The 23,574-nt window shown below is 61.5% G+C and carries 16 protein-coding genes, 3 tRNA genes and 3 rRNA genes; 7 read left to right on the forward strand and 15 right to left on the reverse strand.

Features of this window, described 5'->3' with window-relative positions:
* The first annotated feature begins 3 nt into the window (after window positions 1-3).
* The 3 genes from ACT7B3_RS12200 (at window position 4) to ACT7B3_RS12210 (ending at window position 3,325) form a co-directional block, all read left to right on the forward strand.
* A complete protein-coding gene (locus ACT7B3_RS12200) occupies window positions 4-1,452 on the forward strand; it encodes an MATE family efflux transporter (protein ID WP_445158124.1) in 1,449 nt (482 codons plus the stop codon).
* Window positions 1,424-2,476, forward strand: a complete 1,053-nt coding sequence (locus ACT7B3_RS12205; protein ID WP_445158125.1) for a DUF3080 family protein — start codon at window positions 1,424-1,426, stop codon at window positions 2,474-2,476. The genes ACT7B3_RS12200 and ACT7B3_RS12205 overlap by 29 nt, the downstream gene beginning before the upstream one ends.
* Before the next feature lie 135 nt (window positions 2,477-2,611).
* On the forward strand, window positions 2,612-3,325 hold the full coding sequence (locus ACT7B3_RS12210) for a hypothetical protein (RefSeq protein WP_445158126.1): 714 nt from the start codon (window positions 2,612-2,614) through the stop codon (window positions 3,323-3,325).
* A gap of 24 nt (window positions 3,326-3,349) precedes the next feature.
* On the opposite strand, the gene tusA is transcribed toward ACT7B3_RS12210, so the two are convergent.
* Entirely contained in the window at window positions 3,350-3,601 is a 252-nt protein-coding gene (gene tusA / locus ACT7B3_RS12215) for a sulfurtransferase TusA (RefSeq protein WP_444677181.1), read from the reverse strand.
* Window positions 3,602-3,631: 30 nt separating this feature from the next.
* Here tusA and ACT7B3_RS12220 point away from each other — a divergent pair, with 30 nt between their 5' ends.
* Window positions 3,632-3,919 carry an antibiotic biosynthesis monooxygenase family protein gene (locus tag ACT7B3_RS12220; RefSeq protein ID WP_444677180.1) on the forward strand — a complete coding sequence of 96 codons (288 nt, stop codon included), beginning with the start codon at window positions 3,632-3,634 and terminating at the stop codon, window positions 3,917-3,919.
* Window positions 3,920-3,946: 27 nt separating this feature from the next.
* Here the strand turns inward: ACT7B3_RS12220 and rlmM are convergent, their stop codons facing one another.
* On the reverse strand, window positions 3,947-5,032 hold the full coding sequence (gene rlmM / locus ACT7B3_RS12225; RefSeq protein ID WP_445158127.1) for a 23S rRNA (cytidine(2498)-2'-O)-methyltransferase RlmM: 1,086 nt from the start codon (window positions 5,030-5,032) through the stop codon (window positions 3,947-3,949).
* A 279-nt stretch (window positions 5,033-5,311) separates the two neighbouring features.
* Here rlmM and gdhA point away from each other — a divergent pair, with 279 nt between their 5' ends.
* The gene (gene gdhA, locus ACT7B3_RS12230; RefSeq protein WP_445158128.1) at window positions 5,312-6,664 is read left to right on the forward strand and encodes an NADP-specific glutamate dehydrogenase; all 1,353 of its coding nucleotides are present in this window, start codon (window positions 5,312-5,314) and stop codon (window positions 6,662-6,664) included.
* A 100-nt stretch (window positions 6,665-6,764) separates the two neighbouring features.
* Here the strand turns inward: gdhA and sugE are convergent, their stop codons facing one another.
* The 12 genes from sugE to ACT7B3_RS12290 form a co-directional block, all read right to left on the reverse strand.
* Window positions 6,765-7,079 carry a quaternary ammonium compound efflux SMR transporter SugE gene (gene sugE, locus ACT7B3_RS12235; RefSeq protein ID WP_444677177.1) on the reverse strand — a complete coding sequence of 105 codons (315 nt, stop codon included), beginning with the start codon at window positions 7,077-7,079 and terminating at the stop codon, window positions 6,765-6,767.
* A 132-nt stretch (window positions 7,080-7,211) separates the two neighbouring features.
* A 5S ribosomal RNA gene (gene rrf / locus ACT7B3_RS12240) occupies window positions 7,212-7,327 on the reverse strand.
* An 81-nt stretch (window positions 7,328-7,408) separates the two neighbouring features.
* Window positions 7,409-10,298 (reverse strand): 23S ribosomal RNA (locus tag ACT7B3_RS12245).
* Window positions 10,299-10,521: 223 nt separating this feature from the next.
* Window positions 10,522-10,597, reverse strand: a tRNA-Ala gene (locus tag ACT7B3_RS12250).
* 86 nt (window positions 10,598-10,683) lie between these two features.
* Window positions 10,684-10,780: transfer RNA gene (locus ACT7B3_RS12255), tRNA-OTHER, on the reverse strand.
* A 16-nt stretch (window positions 10,781-10,796) separates the two neighbouring features.
* A tRNA-Ile gene (locus ACT7B3_RS12260) sits at window positions 10,797-10,873 on the reverse strand.
* 93 nt (window positions 10,874-10,966) lie between these two features.
* Window positions 10,967-12,507: ribosomal RNA gene (locus ACT7B3_RS12265) — 16S ribosomal RNA — on the reverse strand.
* Together the 16S, 23S and 5S rRNA genes with 3 tRNA genes alongside form the textbook arrangement of a ribosomal RNA operon.
* A 694-nt stretch (window positions 12,508-13,201) precedes the next feature.
* Window positions 13,202-14,380 carry a 2-methylaconitate cis-trans isomerase PrpF gene (gene prpF / locus ACT7B3_RS12270; RefSeq protein ID WP_445158129.1) on the reverse strand — a complete coding sequence of 393 codons (1,179 nt, stop codon included), beginning with the start codon at window positions 14,378-14,380 and terminating at the stop codon, window positions 13,202-13,204.
* A gap of 67 nt (window positions 14,381-14,447) precedes the next feature.
* Window positions 14,448-17,063: a Fe/S-dependent 2-methylisocitrate dehydratase AcnD gene (gene acnD / locus ACT7B3_RS12275; protein ID WP_445158130.1), complete on the reverse strand. Its 2,616-nt coding sequence runs from the start codon at window positions 17,061-17,063 to the stop codon at window positions 14,448-14,450.
* Between the two features lie 75 nt (window positions 17,064-17,138).
* Window positions 17,139-18,266: a bifunctional 2-methylcitrate synthase/citrate synthase gene (gene prpC / locus ACT7B3_RS12280; RefSeq protein WP_444677175.1), complete on the reverse strand. Its 1,128-nt coding sequence runs from the start codon at window positions 18,264-18,266 to the stop codon at window positions 17,139-17,141.
* Window positions 18,267-18,315: 49 nt separating this feature from the next.
* The gene (gene prpB, locus ACT7B3_RS12285; RefSeq protein WP_444677174.1) at window positions 18,316-19,221 is read right to left on the reverse strand and encodes a methylisocitrate lyase; all 906 of its coding nucleotides are present in this window, start codon (window positions 19,219-19,221) and stop codon (window positions 18,316-18,318) included.
* Window positions 19,222-19,253: 32 nt separating this feature from the next.
* The gene (locus tag ACT7B3_RS12290; protein ID WP_445158131.1) at window positions 19,254-19,964 is read right to left on the reverse strand and encodes a GntR family transcriptional regulator; all 711 of its coding nucleotides are present in this window, start codon (window positions 19,962-19,964) and stop codon (window positions 19,254-19,256) included.
* A gap of 237 nt (window positions 19,965-20,201) precedes the next feature.
* Between ACT7B3_RS12290 and pabB the strand changes: the two genes are divergently transcribed.
* Both pabB and ACT7B3_RS12300 read left to right on the forward strand, forming a co-directional pair.
* Window positions 20,202-21,560: an aminodeoxychorismate synthase component I gene (gene pabB, locus ACT7B3_RS12295; RefSeq protein WP_445158132.1), complete on the forward strand. Its 1,359-nt coding sequence runs from the start codon at window positions 20,202-20,204 to the stop codon at window positions 21,558-21,560.
* Window positions 21,561-21,670: 110 nt separating this feature from the next.
* On the forward strand, window positions 21,671-22,417 hold the full coding sequence (locus tag ACT7B3_RS12300) for a phosphoadenylyl-sulfate reductase (RefSeq protein ID WP_445158133.1): 747 nt from the start codon (window positions 21,671-21,673) through the stop codon (window positions 22,415-22,417).
* Between the two features lie 92 nt (window positions 22,418-22,509).
* Here the strand turns inward: ACT7B3_RS12300 and cysB are convergent, their stop codons facing one another.
* Window positions 22,510-23,481, reverse strand: a complete 972-nt coding sequence (gene cysB, locus ACT7B3_RS12305) for an HTH-type transcriptional regulator CysB (RefSeq protein ID WP_445158134.1) — start codon at window positions 23,479-23,481, stop codon at window positions 22,510-22,512.
* Window positions 23,482-23,574: the final 93 nt, after the last annotated feature.

A 23,574-nucleotide genomic window follows, 5' to 3' on the forward strand; every position in this document is an offset into this window, starting at 1 on the left:
GCCTTGGCAACGTTCTTCTCCGACCTGCTGAGCGTCAGCCGCACGGAAACGCGGCCGCTGATTCGTCTTGCCCTGCCCATTTGCGGCGCCCAGCTGGCCCAGGCCGGCATGAGTGTGGCCGACGTGATGATGACGGGGCGACTCAGCGCCACCGACCTGGCCGCGGTCTCGGTGGGCTCCAGCCTGTGGCTGCCGCTGATGCTGTTCATGACCGGTACCTTGATGGGGCTCACGCCCATCGTCGCTCATCTGCTCGGCGCCGGCACCACGGAGCGCATCCGCCCCAGCGTGCACCAAGCGCTGTGGGTGGCCCTCGCCCTGGGCGTGGTGGCGGCACTGTTGCTGTGGTTCACGGTAATGCCGATCTTCCGTGTGATGGACGTTCCCCCCGAGGTGGCACGCCGCTCGGCGGCCTATCTCTCGGCCGTGGCCTTCGGCATGCCGGGCGTCGCACTGTTCCAGGCGCTGCGCGCCTTCTCCGACGGCATGAACCACACCCGCCCCTCGCTGTGGATCAGCCTGGTAGGGCTCGGGGTGAACATTCCCAGCAACTACGTGTTGATCTACGGCGGCGACGGACTCACGGCGCTGTTCGGCGGCTGGCTGCCTGGCTGGATACAAGGCCTGCCGGCGCTGGGCGCACTGGGCTGCGGTATCGCCACCGCCCTCTCCATGTGGGTCATGTGCCTGACCATGATCGCCTACACGCGGCGCTCGCGGGCCTACGGCAACGTCTCGCTGTGGCACTCCCCCACCCCGCCGCGCTGGCGTCTGATCGGCGAGCTGCTCTACGTGGGCGTGCCCATCGGCGTGGCAATCTTCGTCGAGGTGACACTGTTCACGCTGATCTCGCTGTTCATCGCCAGCTTGGGTGAAGTGACGGTGGCGGCGCACCAGGTCGCGCTGAACTACACCTCGATCCTGTTCATGCTGCCGCTGGCCCTAGGCATGGCGCTGACCGTCAGGGTCGGCAACACCCTGGGCCAGGGCAAGGCCGAACAGGCACGCATGGTGGCCTGGAACGGCATACTGGTCTCGGTGCTGATCGCACTGCTCAACAGCACCTTGCTGTGGTTCACGGCAGAGCCGGTCATGGCCCTCTACACTCACGATACGGCCGTGCAACGCCTGGCCCTGTCGCTGGTCCTGCTGGCCATGCTGTATCAGGTGTCCGACTCACTGCAGGTCAATCTGGCCGGTGCTCTCAGGGGCTACAAGGACACCCGGATCATCATGGTCATCACCCTGTTCGCCTACTGGGCGGTAGGGCTGGCCGGCGGCCACTGGCTGGGTACCCGCGGCCTACCCGGCTGGAGCGAACCGCTGGGAGTGCATGGCTACTGGATCGGCCTGATCGCAGGGCTCACCGTGGCGGCGCTGCTGCTCGGCGAGCGGCTGCGGCGCAGGGCCAAGGGAGTCGCGCATGGCAAGCAGGAGATACCGCTGGAGTGAAGCGAAACGCCTGCTGACGGCAGGCATGATGGCATTGCTGGTGACAGGCTGCGGCAACGGCGAACAGGGCGATGCCAAGCTCATCGAGTACCAAAGGGCGCTCGCCGAAGCCCTGGGACAACCGGCGCCGGAGAGGACGGCGCCACCCAACATCGGCGCCTTTCCCGAACGCGATGAGCGCCTCTTCGAGGTTGCCGAAACCCGCGAGGGCATACTCAACGTCTACGCCTTGCGCGATTGCCACATTACCCAACTGGTCGCCGCCCGCAATAACCAGCTCGGCCGCGTGGCGCCACCCAGTCAGCAATGGATATATGAACTGGAACTGTGGCGCCGCCTACACGCCTGCTGGCACAGCGACGTGCCCGACAGCTTGTCGGACGCCAACCGCGAACGCCTCGAACGGCTCACGCTGATCAAGACCGAGCAACTGCCGAAAGTGAGCTGGAACAGCCTGTTTGACTCCGACGAGTGGGTGCGCAGCTTCTCGCGCGCCAGCTCCCCCCTGTCACCGAACGACACGCGCGGCATCGAGGCACAGTTCGAGGCCCTCGCGTGGCTGCACCAAGCCACCCTCAACCAGTTCAATCCAGAGTGGCAGCACGACTCGGCCATCCTAGAAAATCACTTCAAGTCGTTGCGCAGTCGCCCCCTGACCGCCGAGCTGCTGCGCGCCCTGGTGCTTGCCGGTCAGCGGTTGGCGGAAGCCAACACCCTGCTTGAGCAGAGCCTGGCCGCCCACAATACCTGCCGGGCCCTATCCGTCTCATCTAGCGAACTCAAGCGCCGGCTGGACGATACCCCGGCATCTGCCTGGCTGGATGACCTCGACCAGTTGGCCAGTCGCTGGCTGGTAGCCATCGACGCTTTGCTTGAGAGCCACCTCGAGGCACCAGCGGCGGTCGCCGAGTATCGCCGGCGCTGGCTCTCACTGGAGCAGCCGGATGCACCGCTGCCCGCACTGCGCCGAGCCCGCAGCGAACACCAGCAACACTGGCAGGCACTGAGCGCGCGCTGCCCATGAAAAAGACGCCGCCGGGCTTAACTTGTACGGCGAGTCTGTGATATTGGTTGAAGCAGTAGCTAGCAGTCGATCCCGTCAGCCTTGCCGCAGCCGTGACCTATCCGCTCGGCCCATGCAGAATCTGGAGGGAGAAACATGGGTATGTCACTGTCACCCCGCCCTGCCCGGGTCATCGACCTGGCAACGATGCGCCACAAGCTCCAGGCCAGACGCCGCCTGGTTCGCCTCTCACCCGAGCTCGACGGTCTCGAGATGGTCTACAGTCTGGCCTCGGAGCCGGATGCCCTGTTCGGCATGCCACTGCTCGCCTGGGGGCTGCGCGAAGATGGTGAAGTGGTCGGCCTGGTGCCCTGGATGGAAACCCTGACGCCTTGCCACCAGCTCGACGATCCCGAGCACGGGCGCTTCGTTGGCTACCGCGACCCCGAGACCGAAGAGCTGCTCATCTCCCCACCTCCGCACAAGGCCTGTGAGCTCGAGCACGCCGCCGCCTACTTCGACTACGAGGAAACCGCCGAAGTCACCCTCATTCAGCAGCTTCCAGACAGCCAGGGCACCCACGCCCTATGCGTCGACGAGCCTGACCAGCCCTGGCAGCTCAAGCAGGTATTCGGCTGGCGCCTCTACAGCGACGGCAATGTGGAAGCCCTGCTGGCGGATGAGTCGCGCATCGAATCGACCCCGATTCTTCCTGGCGATGCCTGCCTCTACCCCGGGCGCAGCCGGCACCACATGGTTTACTTCTTCCAACGCAGCGTTGCCAATCGCATCCGTGAGCAAGACCCCGGCACACTTGAGGCATTAGCGCTGATGGTGGCACCCGACACCTCCAGCGACGGCCGCGGATGATACCAAGGGCGGGCTGTCAGTCCATCAGCCCAAACGGATAAAGTAGAGAAAGTATCCGTCCGACTCCTCCTGAGCTATCAGGTCATGACCCAAAAAGCTGCAGAACTTAGGTACGTCACGAGTCGTGGCAGGGTCGGTGGCGATGACCTTGAGTATCTCACCAGGGCGCATGTCACGCACCTTGTTGTGCATGAGCATAATGGGCTCCGGGCAATAGAGGCCCGTCGTATCTAGTTCGACCTGATAAGCTGGCTGCGAATCGGCGGTTTGCATCATTGATCGACCTCGGCGTGGGGAAACTGCTAGATGATCAAGATCATAATCGAACGTCGTATCATGCCTGGCCTGGAACAGGAATACGAGGAAGCTGCCCGCGAAGCCATGCGCTGGTCACTGGGTGCACGGGGCTTCATCGGTGGCGAGACCCTCGTGGAGCTGGGCCACAGCGACAAACGTCTCATGATCACCAAGTGGCGCGACTTGCGCGCCTGGAAAGAGTGGTACGGAAGCGAGGAGCGGGCGCGCGTGATGCAGCGCATCTGGCCTCTGCTGACCGAAGACGAAAGCATTCGAATCTACGAGCCCTGCTACTAAGGCCCGACGCTGACTGGCCCGGCAGGGTCAGTCGAGCAGCCTGACATGCACCGTCACCTCTTCACGGTCATGGTAAAGATGGCGGCAACGCAGCTCCACAGTTACGCCGGCCTGGTCGAGCCCTTCCTGCAGCATGAGCAGACACCGCGTTACCTCCTGCCAGCGCCGCTTCATCGGCAATTTCAAGTTGAACACCGCCTCGCGGCACCAGCGCCGCTCCAGCCAGCGCAGCATCATTGCCGTCACCCTCGCGGGCTTGTCGACGATATCACATACCAGCCAGTCAAGGCGCTGCGGAGGCTCCCACACGAAACCGTCTTCACGCAGATGCTCCACCATGCCCGTAGCCAGCAGCATCTTGTCGATCGGGCCATTGTCAATAGCAAACACATGCATGCCGCGCTCCACCAGCTGCCAGGTCCAGCCGCCGGGCGCCGCCCCAAGATCGGCGGCCTGCATGCCTTCTGCCAACCGTATCTCCCATTCATCGCGCGGGATGAACTCATGCCAGGCTTCTTCAAGCTTCAGCGTCGAGCGGCTCGGCGCTCCCTTCGGGAAGCGCAAACGGCGAATGCCGCCCGGCAGCTCGCTGCGGTTGCCAGGGAAGCTCATGCCCAATTGCACGCAATCGCCATCCGTCCAGAACAGATGAAGGCGGCGCCCACCCGCCTTTCGCCGCAGCCCTCCCCGCTTACGCAAGGCTGACTCCAACGGCCGCGTCAGCGCCTTGATCAGCCCGGCCAGCGCCTTGCCTTCATTGGTGTCTGGCGTTTCGTGCCACACCGCCTCGAACGACCAGCCGGCTGCCACCAACTGTTCTACGATCGGCGCTAGCCGGTCATCACGCGACATGGTCAATGGCGGCAGCGCTACCAGGCTCTGGCGCGCAAAGATCAACCGAGCAAGCAATAGATCTCGGTGAAACTCATTGATAGGCCTGTCTTCCAACGCCACGAACTGGACAAAGCCTGACTGCGCCTGGCCTTCTGCTCGCCCTATCCAGCCCAAGGCTTCTGCCTGGGCGGTAATTTCCGATGCCATGTCCGCTTCGAAACCTGGGCGGCAATAGAACAGCAAGCGGTCGGGCAGAACCCTGTCTGCTTGTGGGGGCATGCATTTCCCTCTTCAAACCGAAGCTTACGATAAACGAACGGCAAGGCGCTGTCGCGCCATGATACCAGCACCGCCCAGGCTTGTCGGCGAGAGGTAAAATCGTTTTAATATCGTTTAATAGATAAAATTGATGCAGTGACTTGGTGCACACCTTTTTGCCTTTTAAAAGCTATTTTGCTTCATATCAATGTCTAATCCAAACATAGCCTATGCATTTGCTGCATAATGGTGCATTGAATTATAGTGGGCGCACCAACGATTACTCAGGACACGCCACAAATGACTTACGTCCATGACACCCTTGAAGGTCTGAGAAAGAGCAGCCCGGCTCAAAGTGAGTTCTACCAGGCAGCGGAAGAGGTACTGGAGTGCCTGCGCCCCGTGCTGGAAGATGTGCCCCGCTATCACAAGCACAGCATCGTCGAGCGTATTGTCGAGCCTGAGCGGCAGATCATGTTCCGCGTGAGCTGGGTCGATGACACTGGCAAGGTTCAGGTCAACAAGGGCTATCGCATCCAGTTCAACTCGGCACTCGGCCCCTACAAGGGAGGCCTGCGCTTCCACCCCAGCGTGAACGCCAGCATCATCAAGTTCCTAGGCTTCGAGCAGATTTTTAAGAACGCACTGACCGGACTGCCGATCGGCGGGGGCAAGGGCGGCTCCAACTTCGACCCCAAGGGCAAGTCGGATGGCGAGATCATGCGCTTCTGCCAGTCATTCATGAACGAGCTCTATCGCCACATTGGCCCGACTATAGACGTACCGGCTGGCGATATCGGCGTCGGGGCGCGTGAAATCGGTTATATGTATGGTCAATACAAGCGCCTGACCGGCTGCTACGAAGGGGTATTCACCGGCAAGGGACTGAACTGGGGTGGCTCCCTGGGGCGCAAGGAAGCCACCGGCTACGGTGCCGTCTATTTCGCCCAGAATATGCTGGCAGCTCGCGGCGACGGAATCGAAGGCAAGACCTGCCTGGTCTCCGGCGCGGGCAACGTGGCGATCTACACGATTGAAAAGCTGTATCAGCTTGGCGCCTTGCCCGTGACCTGCTCCGACTCTCGCGGCACGGTTCATCATCCGGCAGGGATCAACCTCGATACCCTAAAGCTGCTCAAGGAAGTAAAGCGCACTACGCTCAGGGAGTATGTCGAGCACCACCCGGATGCGACCTATATCGATGCCCAGGACTATCCGAGCGACGGTCATGCCGTGTGGCGCATCAAGGCCGATGTCGCTTTCCCCAGCGCCACACAGAACGAAGTGACCGAGGCTGATGCTCTGGCCCTGCTGAATAATGGCGTGCACTGCATCAGTGAAGGCTCGAATATGTCCTCGACAGCGACAGCCGTAGATCACTTCCTGGAAGCCAAGGTCGCCTACGGCCCCGGCAAGGCTGCCAATGCCGGCGGCGTGGCCACCAGCCAGCTCGAAATGGCACAGAACAGCAGCATGCAGCAGTGGTCAATGGACAAGGTCGACAACAAGCTGAAGGCTATCATGGCGAATATTCACCACCAGTGCGCCACCACGGCTGAAGAGTTTGGCGATCCCACCAACCTAGTCCTCGGCGCCAACATCGCCGGATTCCGCAAGGTAGCTGATGCCATGATCGACCAAGGCGTCGTATAAGCCGCTCCATTCGGCCGTCGGGCTTCCGACGGCCAAACGCGACAAAGCCCCGGCCTTCTCGGCCGGGGCTTTGCTTCATACGGGAGCTTTCTCGCGCTTTCTAAGCAGCCAGCTTCAAGCCCACCAGGCCGGCAAGAATCAGCACCAAGCTGAGCAGCCGCAGAGGCGAAGCGCTATCGCCATAGATCAGAATGCCCAGCAAGACCGTACCTATTGCGCCAATGCCTACCCAGATGGCATAGGCGGTACCTACGGGCAGTACTTTCATTGCCTGTGCCAGCAGATAGAAACTGGCCACCATGGCCAGAATCGTGAGCAGACTAGGAAGCGGCCGGGTGAAGCCGTGTGACGCCTTTAGGCCCAACGCCCACGCCACTTCGAGAAGACCGGCAACGACCAAAAATATCCAGGCCATTGAGATTTCCTTCTGAGGTCCGAGGCCGTCCCCGGGTTGGCAGCACACCATCGGGTCGTCCCGCTGGCGATTAAGGGTGTTTTCCCCCAAACGACGAAACCCCGACCAGTTGGCCGGGGTTTCTGAAGAAGTGCCTGACGATGACCTACTCTCACATGGGGAGACCCCACACTACCATCGGCGCTGAGCGGTTTCACTGCTGAGTTCGGCATGGGATCAGGTGGTTCCCACTCGCTATGGTCGTCAGGCGAAAACGGTTGGAATCATGCTGACGCGATCGTCTCGTCGTATCCGTCAATGTGCGCGATGCGCAGACCCCTTGGGGTTATATGGTCAAGCCTCACGGGCCATTAGTATCGGTTAGCTCAACGCCTTGCAGCGCTTCCACACCCGACCTATCAACCAGCTGGTCTCGCTGGGCCCTTCAGGAGGCTCAAGGCCTCGGGGAGATCTCATCTTGAAGGGGGCTTCCCGCTTAGATGCTTTCAGCGGTTATCCCGTCCGCACGTAGCTACCCGGCAATGCCACTGGCGTGACAACCGGAACACCAGAGGTGCGTCCACTCCGGTCCTCTCGTACTAGGAGCAGCTCTTCTCAAATCTCCAACGCCCACGGCAGATAGGGACCGAACTGTCTCACGACGTTCTAAACCCAGCTCGCGTACCACTTTAAATGGCGAACAGCCATACCCTTGGGACCGACTTCAGCCCCAGGATGTGATGAGCCGACATCGAGGTGCCAAACACCGCCGTCGATGTGAACTCTTGGGCGGTATCAGCCTGTTATCCCCGGAGTACCTTTTATCCGTTGAGCGATGGCCCTTCCATACAGAACCACCGGATCACTAGAACCTACTTTCGTATCTGCTCGACGTGTCTGTCTCGCAGTTAAGCACCCTTATGCTCTTGCACTCAACGCACGATTTCCGACCGTGCTGAGGGTACCTTCGTGCTCCTCCGTTACGCTTTGGGAGGAGACCGCCCCAGTCAAACTACCCACCACACACTGTCCTCGATCCGGATCACGGACCTGAGTTAGAACGCCAATGATGCCAGGCTGGTATTTCAAGGTTGGCTCCACCCGAACTGGCGTCCGGGTTTCCTAGCCTCCCAGCTATCCTACACAAGCAACATCAGCGTCCAGTGTGAAGCTATAGTAAAGGTTCACGGGGTCTTTCCGTCTAGCCGCGGGTACACAGCATCTTCACTGCGATTTCAATTTCACTGAGTCTCGGGTGGAGACAGCGTGGCCATCATTACGCCATTCGTGCAGGTCGGAACTTACCCGACAAGGAATTTCGCTACCTTAGGACCGTTATAGTTACGGCCGCCGTTTACCGGGGCTTCGATCAAGAGCTTCGCCCGAGGGCTAACACCATCACTTAACCTTCCGGCACCGGGCAGGCGTCACACCCTATACGTCCGCTTGCGCGTTTGCAGAGTGCTGTGTTTTTAATAAACAGTTGCAGCCACCTGGTATCTTCGACCGCTTCGTGCTCCGGCCGCGAGGGCCTTCACACTAGTGCGGCGTGCCTTCTCCCGAAGTTACGGCACCATTTTGCCTAGTTCCTTCACCCGAGTTCTCTCAAGCGCCTTGGTATTCTCTACCTGACCACCTGTGTCGGTTTGGGGTACGGTCCCATAGAGTCTGAAGCTTAGAGGCTTTTCCTGGAAGCGTGGCATCGATGACTTCGGCACCGTAGTGCCTTCGTCTCACCTCTCGGCCTTGGGATCCCGGATTTGCCTAAGATCCCAGCCTACTGGCTTTCACCAGGACAACCAACGCCTGGCCCACCTAGCCTTCTTCGTCCCCCCATCGCAACTCTATGAGGTACGGGAATATTAACCCGTTTCCCATCGACTACGCCTTTCGGCCTCGCCTTAGGGGCCGACTCACTCTGCTCCGATTAGCGTCGAACAGAAACCCTTGGTCTTCCGGCGGGGGAGTTTTTCACTCCCCTTGTCGTTACTCATGTCAGCATTCGCACTCGTGATACCTCCAGCAGACTTCTCAATCCACCTTCATCGGCTTACACGACGCTCCTCTACCGCTCATCCAGAGGATGAACCCGTAGCTTCGGTACCTGGTTTAGCCCCGTTACATCTTCCGCGCAGGCCGACTCGACTAGTGAGCTATTACGCTTTCTTTAAAGGATGGCTGCTTCTAAGCCAACCTCCTAGCTGTCTGAGCCTTCCCACATCGTTTCCCACTTAACCAGGATTTCGGGACCTTAGCTGACGGTCTGGGTTGTTTCCCTTTTCACGACGGACGTTAGCACCCGCCGTGTGTCTCCCACGCTGCACTCACCGGTATTCGGAGTTTGCCTCGGGTTGGTAAGTCGGGATGACCCCCTAGCCGAAACAGTGCTCTACCCCCGGCGGTGATACGTGAGGCGCTACCTAAATAGCTTTCGAGGAGAACCAGCTATCTCCGAGCTTGATTAGCCTTTCACTCCGATCCACAAGTCATCCAAATCTTTTTCAACAGATCCTGGTTCGGTCCTCCAGTTGATGTTACTCAACCTTCAACCTGCTCATGGATAGATCGCCCGGTTTCGGGTCTATTTCCAGCGACTGGTCGCCCAGTTAAGACTCGGTTTCCCTACGCCTCCCCTATACGGTTAAGCTCGCCACTGAAAATAAGTCGCTGACCCATTATACAAAAGGTACGCGGTCACATGACTAGCATGCTCCCACTGCTTGTACGCATACGGTTTCAGGATCTATTTCACTCCCCTCTCCGGGGTTCTTTTCGCCTTTCCCTCACGGTACTGGTTCACTATCGGTCAGCCAGGAGTATTTAGCCTTGGAGGATGGTCCCCCCATATTCAGTCAAGGTTTCACGTGCCCCGACCTACTCGATTTCACGACACTCAGATTTCGGCTACGGGACTATCACCCGCTATGGTCAGGCTTCCCAGCCTGTTCGCCTATCAGTTGTGCCGCTTAAGGGCTAGTCCCCGTTCGCTCGCCGCTACTAGGGGAATCTCGGTTGATTTCTTTTCCTCGGGGTACTTAGATGTTTCAGTTCCCCCGGTTCGCCTCCCAACACCTATGGATTCAGTGTGGGATACCCAGCTTGTGCTGGGTGGGTTTCCCCATTCGGAAATGCCCGGGTCACAGGTTGTTTGCCACCTCACCGAGCCTTATCGCAGGCTACCGCGTCCTTCATCGCCTCTGGCTGCCAAGGCATCCACCGTATGCGCTTAATCGCTTGACCATATAACCCGAAGGGGTCTGGTCTGCGATCACGTACGACATTGCCGGATACGCTTGAGACGTATCTTCGTTTCCTTTCCTGTCGGAAAGGAACTGTCAGCATGATTCACATTGTTAAAGAGCAGACTGTCAATCGACAGTCATAAACCGCTCATCGCGTGCTGCGAGGATGGCTTATGACTGCGGATCCGATCAGGTAAGACTGTGGATACGATGGAGCGTAATGGTGGAGCCAAGCGGGATCGAACCGCTGACCTCCTGCGTGCAAGGCAGGCGCTCTCCCAGCTGAGCTATGGCCCCGAAAGCAATTTGTGTGAGACAAGGCGCTTCGATGCGACGCATAGCCTGCTATGCGAGGTTCAAAGCAACGCCGTATCACGCAAATTTGGTGGGTCTGGGCAGATTTGAAACAAACCCGGCGACCTCACCCTTCTCTTTACAGAACTTCCGGGGGTGCGCTCTCACCAACTGAGCGACAGACCCGGTCGAAGCTCGAGAATGGTGGGTCTGGGCAGATTTGAACTGCCGACCTCACCCTTATCAGGGGTGCGCTCTAACCAACTGAGCTACAGACCCATTGGTCACGCTGGGCCTATACCCAAACAGTCTTTGCTCTGGCCGATCAGGTAATTCATTGTGAGCACTTGCCGCGAGGCGTGATATGTCGTTTAAGGAGGTGATCCAGCCGCAGGTTCCCCTACGGCTACCTTGTTACGACTTCACCCCAGTCATGAACCACACCGTGGTGATCGCCCTCCCGAAGGTTAGGCTAACCACTTCTGGTGCAGTCCACTCCCATGGTGTGACGGGCGGTGTGTACAAGGCCCGGGAACGTATTCACCGTGACATTCTGATTCACGATTACTAGCGATTCCGACTTCACGGAGTCGAGTTGCAGACTCCGATCCGGACTGAGATCAGCTTTCTGGGATTGGCTTGCTCTCGCGAGTTCGCAACCCTTTGTACTGACCATTGTAGCACGTGTGTAGCCCTACCCGTAAGGGCCATGATGACTTGACGTCGTCCCCACCTTCCTCCGGTTTGTCACCGGCAGTCTCCTTAGAGTTCCCGACTTTACTCGCTGGCAAATAAGGACAAGGGTTGCGCTCGTTACGGGACTTAACCCAACATTTCACAACACGAGCTGACGACAGCCATGCAGCACCTGTCTCTGCGTTCCCGAAGGCACCCCTTCGTCTCCGAAGGGTTCGCAGGATGTCAAGGGTAGGTAAGGTTCTTCGCGTTGCATCGAATTAAACCACATGCTCCACCGCTTGTGCGGGCCCCCGTCAATTCATTTGAGTTTTAACCTTGCGGCCGTACTCCCCAGGCGGTCGACTTATCGCGTTAACTGCGCCACAAAGTCCGCGAAGGACCCAACGGCTAGTCGACATCGTTTACGGCGTGGACTACCAGGGTATCTAATCCTGTTTGCTACCCACGCTTTCGCACCTCAGTGTCAGTGTCAGTCCAGAAGGCCGCCTTCGCCACTGGTATTCCTCCCGATCTCTACGCATTTCACCGCTACACCGGGAATTCTACCTTCCTCTCCTGCACTCTAGCCTGACAGTTCCGGATGCCGTTCCCAGGTTGAGCCCGGGGCTTTCACAACCGGCTTATCAAGCCACCTACGCGCGCTTTACGCCCAGTAATTCCGATTAACGCTCGCACCCTCCGTATTACCGCGGCTGCTGGCACGGAGTTAGCCGGTGCTTCTTCTGTGGGTGATGTCCTTCCTCGCGGATATTAGCCGCGAGGCTTTCTTCCCCACTGAAAGTGCTTTACAACCCGAGGGCCTTCTTCACACACGCGGCATGGCTGGATCAGGCTTGCGCCCATTGTCCAATATTCCCCACTGCTGCCTCCCGTAGGAGTTCGGGCCGTGTCTCAGTCCCGATGTGGCTGATCATCCTCTCAGACCAGCTACGGATCGTCGCCTTGGTGAGCCTTTACCTCACCAACTAGCTAATCCGACATAGGCTCATCCGATAGCGCAAGGTCCGAAGAGCCCCTGCTTTCTCCCGTAGGACGTATGCGGTATTAGCCTGGGTTTCCCCAGGTTATCCCCCACTACCGGGCAGATTCCTATGCATTACTCACCCGTCCGCCGCTCGCCACCAGGAAGCAAGCTTCCCGTGCTGCCGCTCGACTTGCATGTGTTAGGCCTGCCGCCAGCGTTCAATCTGAGCCATGATCAAACTCTTCAGTTTAAGATCAGTAGTCCGTTAAGCGGACCAAACTTGGCTCAAGGTTAAAGCTTCTCAAAAGACCCGAAGGTCTCGACGAGTCGCTTGCCTTGATAATGGTGTGACTTCTCACCACCTCATCGACAAGCGCCCACATGAATTACCTGATCGATTGTTAAAGAGCGGCTCCGGGCTCTATAGAGAGTGGAGCGCCTCGCTTGCTGTCGCGGCCGTCGATCCTGTGATCGAGGGGCCTCACCAGCGCCCTGCGAGGAAGGCGTATTCTACTCAAGTGCCGGAGTTTGTCAACTCTCTTCGTGGCCGTCACCGAGGTGACCCTGACCGCGAAGACCCGCCGGAGCGGGCGACCGCAAGACCGCTGCCGGACTTGCTTCCGAGTGGGGCGCATTCTACCGAATTCGCCGTGGGCGTCAAGGGCGATTTTTGCGAAGCGAATCGAAAAAATCAAAACGAGACAACCACTTACCACTCTTCCCACCGCTGATGACGTTGCCCGTCACCGGCAGCGGATGCGTACTTTACGACTAACCTGCCGAGCATGCAACCCCTGCGTCAGGAAAATATAGTCCAGCCTCTTCCGGGCGGCCATGACGGGAATCAATTTTTATCGCATCAAGACTAATCCCGTGCCGGCAGGCCAATAGCGAGACGCCCTGTGCTGCCGCACAGGGCGTTTGCCAGCTTGAGCCACCGCAACTCAGAAGCTGTCGCCGGGTACGCGTACCTGCCCTTCCATCAGCACTCGCGCACTGCGGCTCATTACCGCCTTGGTTGCCGTCCACTGCCCTGCCATCTGCGAGGCTTCCGCGCCGACTCGCAGCGTGCCCGAGGGGTGTCCGAAGTGCACCGAGTTACGCTCGCCACCGCCAGCCGCCAGGTTGACCAGGGTGCCGGGTACCGCCGCTGCCGTGGCAATGGCCACTGCCGCCGTGCCCATCATGGCATGGTGCAGCTTGCCCATGGAGAGCGCGCGCACGACGAGGTCGATATCGCCTGCCTTGATCGCCTTACCACTGGACGCGACATAGTCGGCCGGCGGCGCGACAAAGGCGACCTTTGGCGTGTGCTGACGTTCGGCCGCCTCGCTGACCTCCTTGATCAGCCCCATGCGCACCGCGGCGTGGGCACGAATGGATTCGAACATCGCCAGCGCCTTGGTATCGCCATTGATCGCCTCCTGCAGCTCGGTACCGCTATAGCCGATCGCCCCGGCGTTGACGAAGACCGTCGGAATACCGGCATTAATCATGGTGGCTTCGAGGGTTCCCACTCCTGGCACCTCGAGCTCGTCGACCAGATTGCCGGTGGGGAACATGGCACCTTCGCCGTCAGCCGGATCCATGAACTCCACCGCCACCTCGGCGGCCGGAAAGGTCACGCCGTCGAGCTCGAAGTCACCGGTTTCCTGTACATGCCCGTTAGTGATGGGTACCCGAGAGATGATGGTCTTGCCGATATTGGCCTGCCAGATACGCACCGTGGCCATGCCGTTCTCGGGGATGCGTTCCCTGTCTACCAGGCCGTTGCTGATGGCGAAGGGGCCGACAGCGGCGGAAAGATTGCCGCAGTTGCCGCTCCAGTCGACGAAGGGCTTGTCGATGGAGACCTGGCCGAACAGATAGTCGACGTCATGATCGGCGCTTTCGCTTTTCGACAGGATCACCGTCTTGCTGGTACTGGAAGTGGCCCCGCCCATGCCGTCGATCTGCTTCTGGTAGGGATCGGGGCTGCCGATCACCCGCAGCAGCAGGGCGTCGCGCGCCGGCCCAGGCTGACGAGCGGCTTCGGGAAGATCGTCCAGGCGGAAGAAGACGCCCTTGCTGGTGCCCCCGCGCATGTAGGTCGCGGGAATCTTGATCTGGGGAACATGTGCCATGAGGTTCGCTTCCTGAAATAAAGGAGCGCCCCGGGGTTTAAACCGAGGCGCTGCCGCTACGAGTAGGTCAAGCGGTTGTTTCTGCTTCGGACTCGAGGAAGTCCTGGGCGAAGCGCTGCAGCACACCGCCGGCGGAGTAGATCGTGACTTCCTCGGCGGTATCCAGGCGGCAGATCACCGGCACCCGCTCAACCTCGCCGCTGGTGCGACGAATGACCAGCTCGAGAGTCGCCCGGGGAGCCGGCTTGCCTTCCACGTCGTAGGTTTCGGTGCCATCGAGCTTGAGCGTGTGTCGCGTGGTGCCTTCCTGGAACTGCAGCGGCATTACGCCCATACCCACCAGGTTAGTGCGGTGGATGCGCTCGAAGCCCTCGGCAACGATTGCCTCGACCCCGGCCAGCGCCACGCCCTTGGCTGCCCAGTCGCGCGAGCTGCCCTGCCCGTAGTCGGCCCCGGCGATGATGATCAGCGGCTGACCGCGCTCCATGTAGGTCTCGATGGCCTCCCACATGCGCGTCACCTTGCCCTCCGGCTCGATGCGTGCCAGCGACCCCTGGATGACCTCGCCTTTCTCGTCCCGCACCATCTCGTTGAACAGCTTGGGATTGGCGAGCGTGGCGCGCTGGGCGGTGAGGTGGTCGCCGCGGTGGGTGGCGTAGGAGTTGAAGTCCTCCTCCGGCAGGCCCATCTTGTGCAGGTATTCGCCCGCCGCGCTGTCCAGCATGATGGCGTTGGAGGGCGACAGGTGGTCGGTGGTGATGTTGTCCGGCAAGATTGCCAGCGGCCGCATGCCCTTCAGCCCGCGCTCACGCGCCATGTTGCCTTCCCAGTAGGGCGGACGGCGGATATAGGTACTCTGCGGGCGCCAGTCGTAGAGCGGGCTCTTGGCCTGCTCGACCTCGTCGAGGTTGAACATCGGGATATAGACCTGCTTGAACTGCTCCGGCTTCACGAACTCGCCGACAATGGCGTCGATCTCCTCGTCGCTGGGCCACAGGTCCTTGAGCGTGACGGGGTTGCCGTTCTTGTCGTAGCCAAGCGCATCCTTCTCGATGTCGAAGCGCACGGTGCCGGCGATGGCATAGGCCACTACCAGCGGCGGCGAGGCGAGGAAGGCCTGCTTGGCGTAGGGGTGGATGCGCCCGTCGAAGTTACGGTTGCCGGAGAGCACCGCGGTGGCATAGAGGTCGCGGTCGATGATCTCCTGCTGAATCTCCGGGCGCAGCGCACCGGACATGCCGTTGCAGGTGGTGCAGGCGTAGGCGACGATGCCGAAGCCGAGCTTCTCGAGTTCCGGCAGCAGGCCGGCCTCTTCCAGGTAGAGTCGAGCCACCTTGGAACCAGGCGCGAAGGAGGACTTCACCCATGGCTTGCGCACCAGGCCCAGCTCGTTGGCCTTCTTGGCCAGCAGCCCGGCGGCCACCACGTTGCGCGGGTTGGAGGTGTTGGTACAGCTGGTAATGGCGGCGATGATCACCGCGCCGTCGGGCATCCGGCCGGCCTTCTCTTCGGCCAGGGCCTGCTCCAGGTTCACGGCGATGCCACGCTCGTGCAGAGCCGACGTGGGCAGGCGCCGGTGCGGGTTGGAAGGCCCGGCCAGGTTGCGCTCGACGCTGGAGAGATCGAAGGTGAGCACGCGTTCGTACTCGACCTCTTTCAGGCTGTCGGCCCACAGGCCGACTGTCTTGGCATAGTTCTCGACCAGTGCCACCTGCTCTGGCTCACGGCCAGTCAGTGTCAGGTAATCGGTGGTCTGCTTGTCGATGTAGAACATCGCCGCGGTGGCACCGTATTCCGGCGTCATGTTGGAGATGGTCGCGCGGTCGCCGATGGTCAGGCTGTCGGCGCCTTCGCCGAAGAACTCCAGGTAGGCACCCACCACCCGTTCCTGGCGCAGGAACTCGGTGATCGCCAGCACGACGTCGGTGGCGGTGATGCCGGGCTGGCGCTTGCCGGTGAGCTTGACGCCGATGATGTCGGGCAGGCGCATCATCGAGGGGCGACCGAGCATCACGGTTTCGGCTTCGAGGCCGCCAACGCCAATGGCGATCACGCCCAGGCAGTCGATATGCGGGGTGTGGCTGTCGGTACCGACGCAGGTGTCGGGGAAGGCAACACCGTCACGAGCCTGGATCACCGGCGACATCTTTTCCAGGTTGATCTGGTGCATGATGCCGTTGCCGGCCGGGATCACGTCGACGTTCTTGAACGCGGTGCGCGTCCAGTCGATGAAGTGGAAGCGATCCTCGTTGCGGCGATCCTCGATGGCGCGGTTCTTGTCGAACGCCTGGGGATCGTCGCCGCCGCACTCCACGGCCAGGGAGTGGTCGACGATCAACTGGGTCGGCACCACCGGGTTGACCTTGGCCGGGTCGCCGCCCTTCTCGGCGATGGCGTCGCGCAGGCCGGCCAGGTCGACCAGCGCCGTCTGGCCGAGGATGTCATGGCACACCACGCGCGCAGGGTACCAGGGGAAGTCGAGATCGCGCTTGCGCTCGATCAGCTGCTTGAGCGCATCGGTGAGCAATTCGGGCTCGCAGCGACGCACCAGCTGCTCGGCCAGCACGCGGGAGGTATAAGGAAGTGAATCGTAGGCACCGGGCTGGATCTCCTCGACGGCCGCACGCACATCGAAGTAGTCCAGCTCGGTGCCGGGAAGCGGTTTGCGATATTGAGTATTCATGAGTCGACGGTCTTCGCGTGGTGAGTTAGGCAGCGGAAAAGACGGCCCGAAGGCCGCCTTGCTCGGTAGGAAGGCTCAGTCGCGCTCCTCGATCGGCACCCATTCGCTCTTCTCCGGGCCGATGTAGTCGGCACTGGGGCGAATGATGCGGTTGTTGGCCCGCTGCTCGAAGACATGCGCCGCCCAGCCGGTCAGGCGCGAACAGACGAAGATCGGCGTGAACAGCTTGGTGGGAATGTCCATGAAGTGATAGGCGCTGGCATGGAAGAAGTCGGCGTTGCAGAACAGCTTCTTCTCGCGCCACATGACATCCTCGACGCGCACGGAAACCGGGTAGAGCACGGTGTCGCCGACGTCCTGCGCGAGCTTTTCCGACCACTCCTTGATGATGGCGTTGCGCGGGTCGGACTCGCGGTAGATCGCGTGGCCGAAGCCCATGATCTTCTCTTTGCGCTCGAGCATGCCCATGATCTCGCGCTCGGCTTCTTCCGGCGACTTCCAGTTCTCGATCATCTCCATCGCCGCCTCGTTGGCGCCGCCATGCAGCGGGCCACGCAGCGAGCCGATGGCGCCGGTCACGCAGGAGTGCATGTCGGAGAGCGTCGAGGCACACACGCGGGCAGTGAAGGTCGAGGCATTGAACTCGTGCTCGGCGTACAAGATCAGCGAGACGTTCATGACCCGGGCATGCAGCTCCGAAGGCGCCTCGCCGCGCAGCAGGTGCAGGAAGTGGGCACCCACCGACTCATCGTCGGTTTCGGTCTCGATGCGCACGCCGTCATGACTGAAGCGGTACCAGTAGCAGATGATCGACGGCAGCACGGCCAGCAGGCGATCGGCCACGTCCTGCTGCTCGTCGAAGCTCTCCTCGGTCTCGAGGTTGCCGAGCATGGAGGCGCCGGTGCGCATCACGTCCATGGGGTGGGCATTGGCCGGAATCTGCTCGAGCACGGTCTTGAGCGCCTGGGGCAGGCCGCGCAGCCCCTTGAGCTTGCTCACGTAGGCGTCGAGCTCGGCCTGGTTGGGCAGCTTACCCTTGAGCAGCAGGTAGGCCACCTCCTCGAAGCGCGCCTTCTCGGCCAGCTCCTTGATGTCATAGCCGCGGTAGGTCAGGCCCGAGCCGGTCTTGCCGACGGTGCACAGGGCGGTGGTACCGGCACTCTGACCACGCAGACCTGCGCCGCCAAGCGGTTTATCAACCATGTCGTGTCTCCTTGCTTTGACGTGTTCTTGTCGTCGTATCGGGCCGCGCTCAGGCGCCGGCGCCCTTCTCGGCCAACTGGTTCTCTGCAAACAGCGCATCGAGCTTCTGCTCGAAGGCGTGGTAGTTGAGGAAGTCGTAGAGTTCGTCGCGAGTCTGCATCAGCTCGACCACATCACGCTGATGCCCCTGCTCGAGAATGCTCCGATAGACCTTGAGCGCCGCCGCGTTCATGGCGCGGAAGGCCGACAGCGGATAGAGCACCATCTGGCAGCCCACCTCGGCCAGTTCCTGCTGCGAGAACAGCGGGGTGGCGCCGAACTCGGTGATATTGGCCAGGATCGGCGCATCGACGCGCTCGCAGAACGCCTTGTAGTCGTCCAGGGTGTGCACCGCCTCGGCGAAGATGGCGTCGGCGCCGGCTTCGATGCAGGCATTGGCACGATCGATGGCAGAATCAAGCCCTTCCTTCTGGAAGGCGTCGGTACGCGCGATCAGGTAGAACTCCGGATCGATGCGCGCATCGGCCGCCGCCTTGATGCGATCGACCATCTCCTGCCGGGAGACGATCTCCTTGTTCGGGCGATGGCCGCAACGCTTCTGCGCCACCTGGTCCTCGAGATGCACGGCGGCCACGCCGGCACGCTGCATCTCCTTGACGGTGCGCGAGATGTTGAAGGCGCCACCCCAGCCGGTATCGATATCCACCAGCAGCGGCAGGTCGGTGGCGCCGCAGATGCGATGCGCATCCTCGACTACGTCGTTCATGCTGGTCATGCCCAGGTCGGGCAGGCCGAAGGAGGCATTGGCCACACCGCCACCGGACAGATAGATCGCCTGGTGGCCGACGCGCTGGGCCATCATGGCCGTGTAGGCATTGATGGTGCCGACGATGGGCAGCGGACGATGGGTGTTGAGGGCGGCGCGGAACCGGGCGCCAGGGGTGGTTTGCGTCATGTATCGGTGCTCCTAGGTTGACCTGGCAGCCCTCAGGGGGTCGCTTCGGCTTGCTGCTTGAGAATGGCCGCGTAGCGGTCCACCACGTTCGCTCGCGAGGCGCTGACATGGCGGCGCATCAAGAGCTCGGCCAGCTCGGCATCGCCGGCCTCGATGGCATCCACGATCCGGTGGTGCTCGACGAAGGCACGCTGGGGGCGCGAACCGCTGGCACTGAACTGGGTGCGGTAGAGACGCACCAGGTAATAGAGGTCGTCGCACAGCATCGTCATCAGCATGCGGTTATGGCTGCCCTGGACGATGCGGTAGTGAAAGTCGAGATCGCCTTCGCGCTGGTAATAGGCTTCGCCGCTCTTGAGATCGGCCTGTCGCTCGTGAAGCGCCAGCACTTCACGCAGGCCGGCGATCTCCTCGTGCGTCATGTGCTCGGCGGCCAGGCGGGCGGCCATGCTTTCCAGCGCCTCACGAACGTCGAATAGCTCAAGCAGCTCCTTCATGGTCAGCTTGACCACGCGAGCCCCCACATGGGGCACGCGCTCGATCAGCCGGTGCGCCTCGAGCCGGCGCATGGCCTCTCGCAATGGGCCGCGCGAGATACCGTAGGCCTTCGACAGGCCCGGTTCGGTGATCTTGCTGCCCGGCATGAGCTCGCCTCTCACGATGGCATCCTGGAGCTCATGGAAGACCCGCTCCGCCAGCGTTCGAACCTCGGGATTTGCCTGTTCGGTTGCAACTGAGTTCATGATGATTGTCGACAATTAAGGATTGGAAAGACTTTAGACACTGTGCCTTTGTGGGTCAACCGCCCAGTCTGCCTCATTTCCTACGTCTTTGGTTGTAAACAAAACCCTCGGGGGCGCAACGGCATGTCGACAATCACCCGCCGATTCCGGCATCAAGCCACCACCGGTTAAGCGTCACCGGGACAAACCGCCTCGCGGCCCCTAGAATGGGCTGCCTGTCCGGCAAGGCCCCCTCCTATGACTGTACGACTCGAGCTTCATCCGCTCCCCTACCGAACCGATCCCCTGCGCTATTTCGAGGCCTTGCGACACAGGCCGGGAGCCGTGCTGCTCGACAGCGGGCGGCCCGCCGCCCCCGGCGGTCGCTACGACATCATGAGCAGCGATCCTCGGTGCACGATCTGCGTCGATAACCGGGGTCGCGTGTGGGCAGATGGCGTTCAGGTGGCGGCCGCCAATCCCTTTGCCGCCCAGCAGGCGCTGCTGGACCGGCTCGACCTGGAAGTACCGCACAGCAACCTGCCCTTTCTAGGCGGTCTGATCGGCTACTGGAGCTATGACCTTGGGCGAGCGCTGGAGCCGGTAGGCGAGGCAGCCCGCCAGGTCGTTGCCCTGCCGAGCAGCCGCGCAGGGTTATATGACTGGGCGCTGATCCAAGACCACGAGCGCAGTGAAAGCTGGCTGTTGGCAAGCGCAGCGCGCCGGCCGGAGGTGCTTTGCTGGCTGGAGGGGGCTGCCGAGCCGCCTCAGGCCTTCCACCTTACGGCTCCCTTTGCGGGCGAGCTGGATTACTCGGGGTATGCCCGCCGCTTCGCCAGCGTGCAGGCCTACATTCGCGCGGGCGACTGCTACCAGATCAACCTGGCCCAGCGCTTCAGTGCGCCTTACTCCGGTGACCTGTGGGCCGCCTACCGGCGCTTGCGCCAGGCTACCCCGACCCCCCATGCCGGCTACATGGCATGGCACAGCGGCGATCGTCAGCAGGGCATCCTGTCGCTCTCGCCGGAGCGCTTCTTGCGCTGCGATGCCGATGGGCGAGTGGAAACCCGACCGATCAAGGGCACCCGCCCGCGCGGCACCAACCCCGCGGAAGACCGACGGTTGGCCGACGAGTTGAGCGCCAGCCTCAAGGATCGCGCCGAGAACGTCATGATCGTGGACCTGCTGCGCAACGACCTGGGTCGCGTGTGCCGCCCCGGCAGCGTACGCGTGCCACAGCTGTGCGGGCTTGAGAGTTATGCCAACGTGCACCACTTGGTCAGCGTCGTCTGCGGCCAGCTGGCCGAAGGGCGCCGCGCGCTGGACCTGCTCGCTGCCGCTTTTCCCGGCGGTTCGATCACCGGCGCCCCCAAGGTCCGCGCCATGCAGATCATCGACGAGCTGGAGCCGAGCCGACGCAGCATCTACTGCGGCAGCCTCGGCTATGTGGACGTGCGGGGGCAAATGGACACCTCGATTGCCATTCGCACGGCCGTGGCCGATGGAGGACAACTGCATCTGTGGGGCGGGGGCGGGCTGGTAGCCGATTCCGATGTTGAAGCGGAGTATGCCGAGACGTTGGCCAAGATTCGCCATCTCATGCAAGCACTGGAATAAAAGAGAGATCCTTTAGCTCTTAAAAGTATATATGTTGCTAACAAAACGGTATTGGGGACCGCTGCGCCGCCTTTGCTAGGGTAGCGGCATCTTCAGCTACGGAGGTCGGCATGTCGCCCTTCTCTCCCACCCAGTTCATCCTCGAACACGACCAGGCCTCTCCCAAGGAGATCCTGCGCGCGGCCTATGGCGCCTTCGGTGAACTGACTCTGTCCTTCTCCGGCGCCGAGGATGTTGTCCTCATCGACCTGGCGCTGAAAATCGCACCGAAGGAGCAGGTCAAGGTGTTCTCGCTCGATACCGGACGCCTGCATGCGGAAACCTACGCCTTCATCGAGCGGGTGCGCGAGCACTACGCCATCTCGATCGACGTCCGCTTTCCCGACACCGAGGCGGTCCAGGCGCTGGTTAGGGAAAAAGGCCTATTCAGCTTCTATCGCGATGGCCACCAGGAGTGCTGCGGTATCCGCAAGGTCGCACCACTGCGCGAACGTCTTGCCGGCTTGCCCATGTGGATCACCGGGCAGCGACGCGACCAGAGCCCCGGCACCCGCTCCAGCCTGCAGATCGCCGAGCGCGACACGGCCTTTGGCAGCGAGTCGCAGCCGCTCTACAAGATCAACCCGCTCACCCATTGGCGCAGCGACGACGTGTGGAACTACATCCGCATGTTCGACGTGCCCTACAACCCGCTGCATGCGCGGGGCTTCGTCAGCATCGGCTGCGAACCCTGCACCCGGCCCACTCTGCCGCATCAGCACGAGCGTGAAGGGCGCTGGTGGTGGGAGGACCAGGCCGGCAAGGAGTGCGGGCTGCATGCGCTCAACCTCCCCGGCGACCGTCCGCAAACCGCCTAGGGAATCACGGCCAGGCGCAAGGCGCGGCGAGCGCCCTGCGCCGCGGTAACCACGCCCTGGCGTGCCGGAATCGGCAAGGGCGGGCGTGGCGCTCAGCGCACCGGCAGGGGGATGTTCTTGAACAGCTCGTGCTCGTGGCGCGGGCCGGCAGCCAAGGCGGCATCGACCAGATCGCGCTCGAGGTGGCTGGCAAAACCCTTGACGAAGTCGTACATGTAGCCACGCATGAAGGTGCCGCGACGAATGCCGATCTTGGTGACCGAGCTCTCGAACAGATGGTCGGCCTCCAGCACCTCCAGATCGCTGTCCAGCACCGGATCGTAGGCCATGTGTGCCACGATGCCGACCCCGAGCCCCAGCCGCACGTAGGTCTTGATCACATCGGCATCGGCGGCTGTCAGCACCACGTTGGGCGTGAGCCCCTTGGCACGGAAGGCGTCATCGAGCTGCGAGCGGCCGGTGAAGCCGAATACGTAGGTCACCAGTGGCTGCTCGGCGAGGCGCTCCAGCGTCAGCGCGCCATCCGCCCCCAGCGGGTGGCCCTTGGGCACCAGCACGCAGCGGTTCCAGCGATAGCACGGCAGCAGCACGAGGTCGTTGAACAGTTCGAGCGATTCCGTGCAGATGGCGAAGTCGGCCTGGCCATCGCTGACCATCTGGGCGATCTGCTTGGGCGTGCCCTGCTGCATGTGCAGCGCAACGTCCGGATACTTGCGCGTAAATGCGCCGATCACCGGCGGCAGGGCATAGCGGGCCTGGGTATGGGTGGTGGCGATCGACAGGCTGCCGCGGCGCTCGTCACTGTGCTCCTGGGCCACTTGTTTGATGTTGTCGGTCAACCGCAATACCTGCCCGGCCAGCTCGACGATAGCTTCGCCGGCCGGGGTGACGCGGGTCAGGTGCTTACCGCTGCGAGCGAAGATCTCCACGCCCAGTTCGTCCTCCAGCAGGCGGATCTGCTTGGAGATGCCGGGCTGCGAGGTGAATAGGCTCTGCGCCGTGGCCGAAACGTTGAGGTTGTGCCGGGTCACCTCCCAGACATAACGAAGTTGTTGCAGTTTCATGGCGCGCTCGGCTCCCTACCACCCAGTTTGCAATGCTGATGCTTCGATGCTTATTGGAGATTAGACTGCCCTCATCTAATCACCAAATGGCAT

The organism is Halomonas sp. E14 (genome assembly GCF_052568415.1).

What these genes read in the sequence shown, in the direction of transcription:
- ACT7B3_RS12205 (WP_445158125.1), top strand. Translation starts at nt 1,424, where the DNA reads ATGGCAAGCAGGAGATACCGCTGGAGTGAAGCGAAACGCCTGCTGACG.
- ACT7B3_RS12210 (WP_445158126.1), top strand. Translation starts at nt 2,612, where the DNA reads ATGGGTATGTCACTGTCACCCCGCCCTGCCCGGGTCATCGACCTGGCA.
- tusA (WP_444677181.1), bottom strand. Translation starts at nt 3,601, where the DNA reads ATGATGCAAACCGCCGATTCGCAGCCAGCTTATCAGGTCGAACTAGAT.
- ACT7B3_RS12220 (WP_444677180.1), top strand. Translation starts at nt 3,632, where the DNA reads ATGATCAAGATCATAATCGAACGTCGTATCATGCCTGGCCTGGAACAG.
- rlmM (WP_445158127.1), bottom strand. Translation starts at nt 5,032, where the DNA reads ATGCCCCCACAAGCAGACAGGGTTCTGCCCGACCGCTTGCTGTTCTAT.
- gdhA (WP_445158128.1), top strand. Translation starts at nt 5,312, where the DNA reads ATGACTTACGTCCATGACACCCTTGAAGGTCTGAGAAAGAGCAGCCCG.
- sugE (WP_444677177.1), bottom strand. Translation starts at nt 7,079, where the DNA reads ATGGCCTGGATATTTTTGGTCGTTGCCGGTCTTCTCGAAGTGGCGTGG.
- prpF (WP_445158129.1), bottom strand. Translation starts at nt 14,380, where the DNA reads ATGGCACATGTTCCCCAGATCAAGATTCCCGCGACCTACATGCGCGGG.
- acnD (WP_445158130.1), bottom strand. Translation starts at nt 17,063, where the DNA reads ATGAATACTCAATATCGCAAACCGCTTCCCGGCACCGAGCTGGACTAC.
- prpC (WP_444677175.1), bottom strand. Translation starts at nt 18,266, where the DNA reads ATGGTTGATAAACCGCTTGGCGGCGCAGGTCTGCGTGGTCAGAGTGCC.
- prpB (WP_444677174.1), bottom strand. Translation starts at nt 19,221, where the DNA reads ATGACGCAAACCACCCCTGGCGCCCGGTTCCGCGCCGCCCTCAACACC.
- ACT7B3_RS12290 (WP_445158131.1), bottom strand. Translation starts at nt 19,964, where the DNA reads ATGAACTCAGTTGCAACCGAACAGGCAAATCCCGAGGTTCGAACGCTG.
- pabB (WP_445158132.1), top strand. Translation starts at nt 20,202, where the DNA reads ATGACTGTACGACTCGAGCTTCATCCGCTCCCCTACCGAACCGATCCC.
- ACT7B3_RS12300 (WP_445158133.1), top strand. Translation starts at nt 21,671, where the DNA reads ATGTCGCCCTTCTCTCCCACCCAGTTCATCCTCGAACACGACCAGGCC.
- cysB (WP_445158134.1), bottom strand. Translation starts at nt 23,481, where the DNA reads ATGAAACTGCAACAACTTCGTTATGTCTGGGAGGTGACCCGGCACAAC.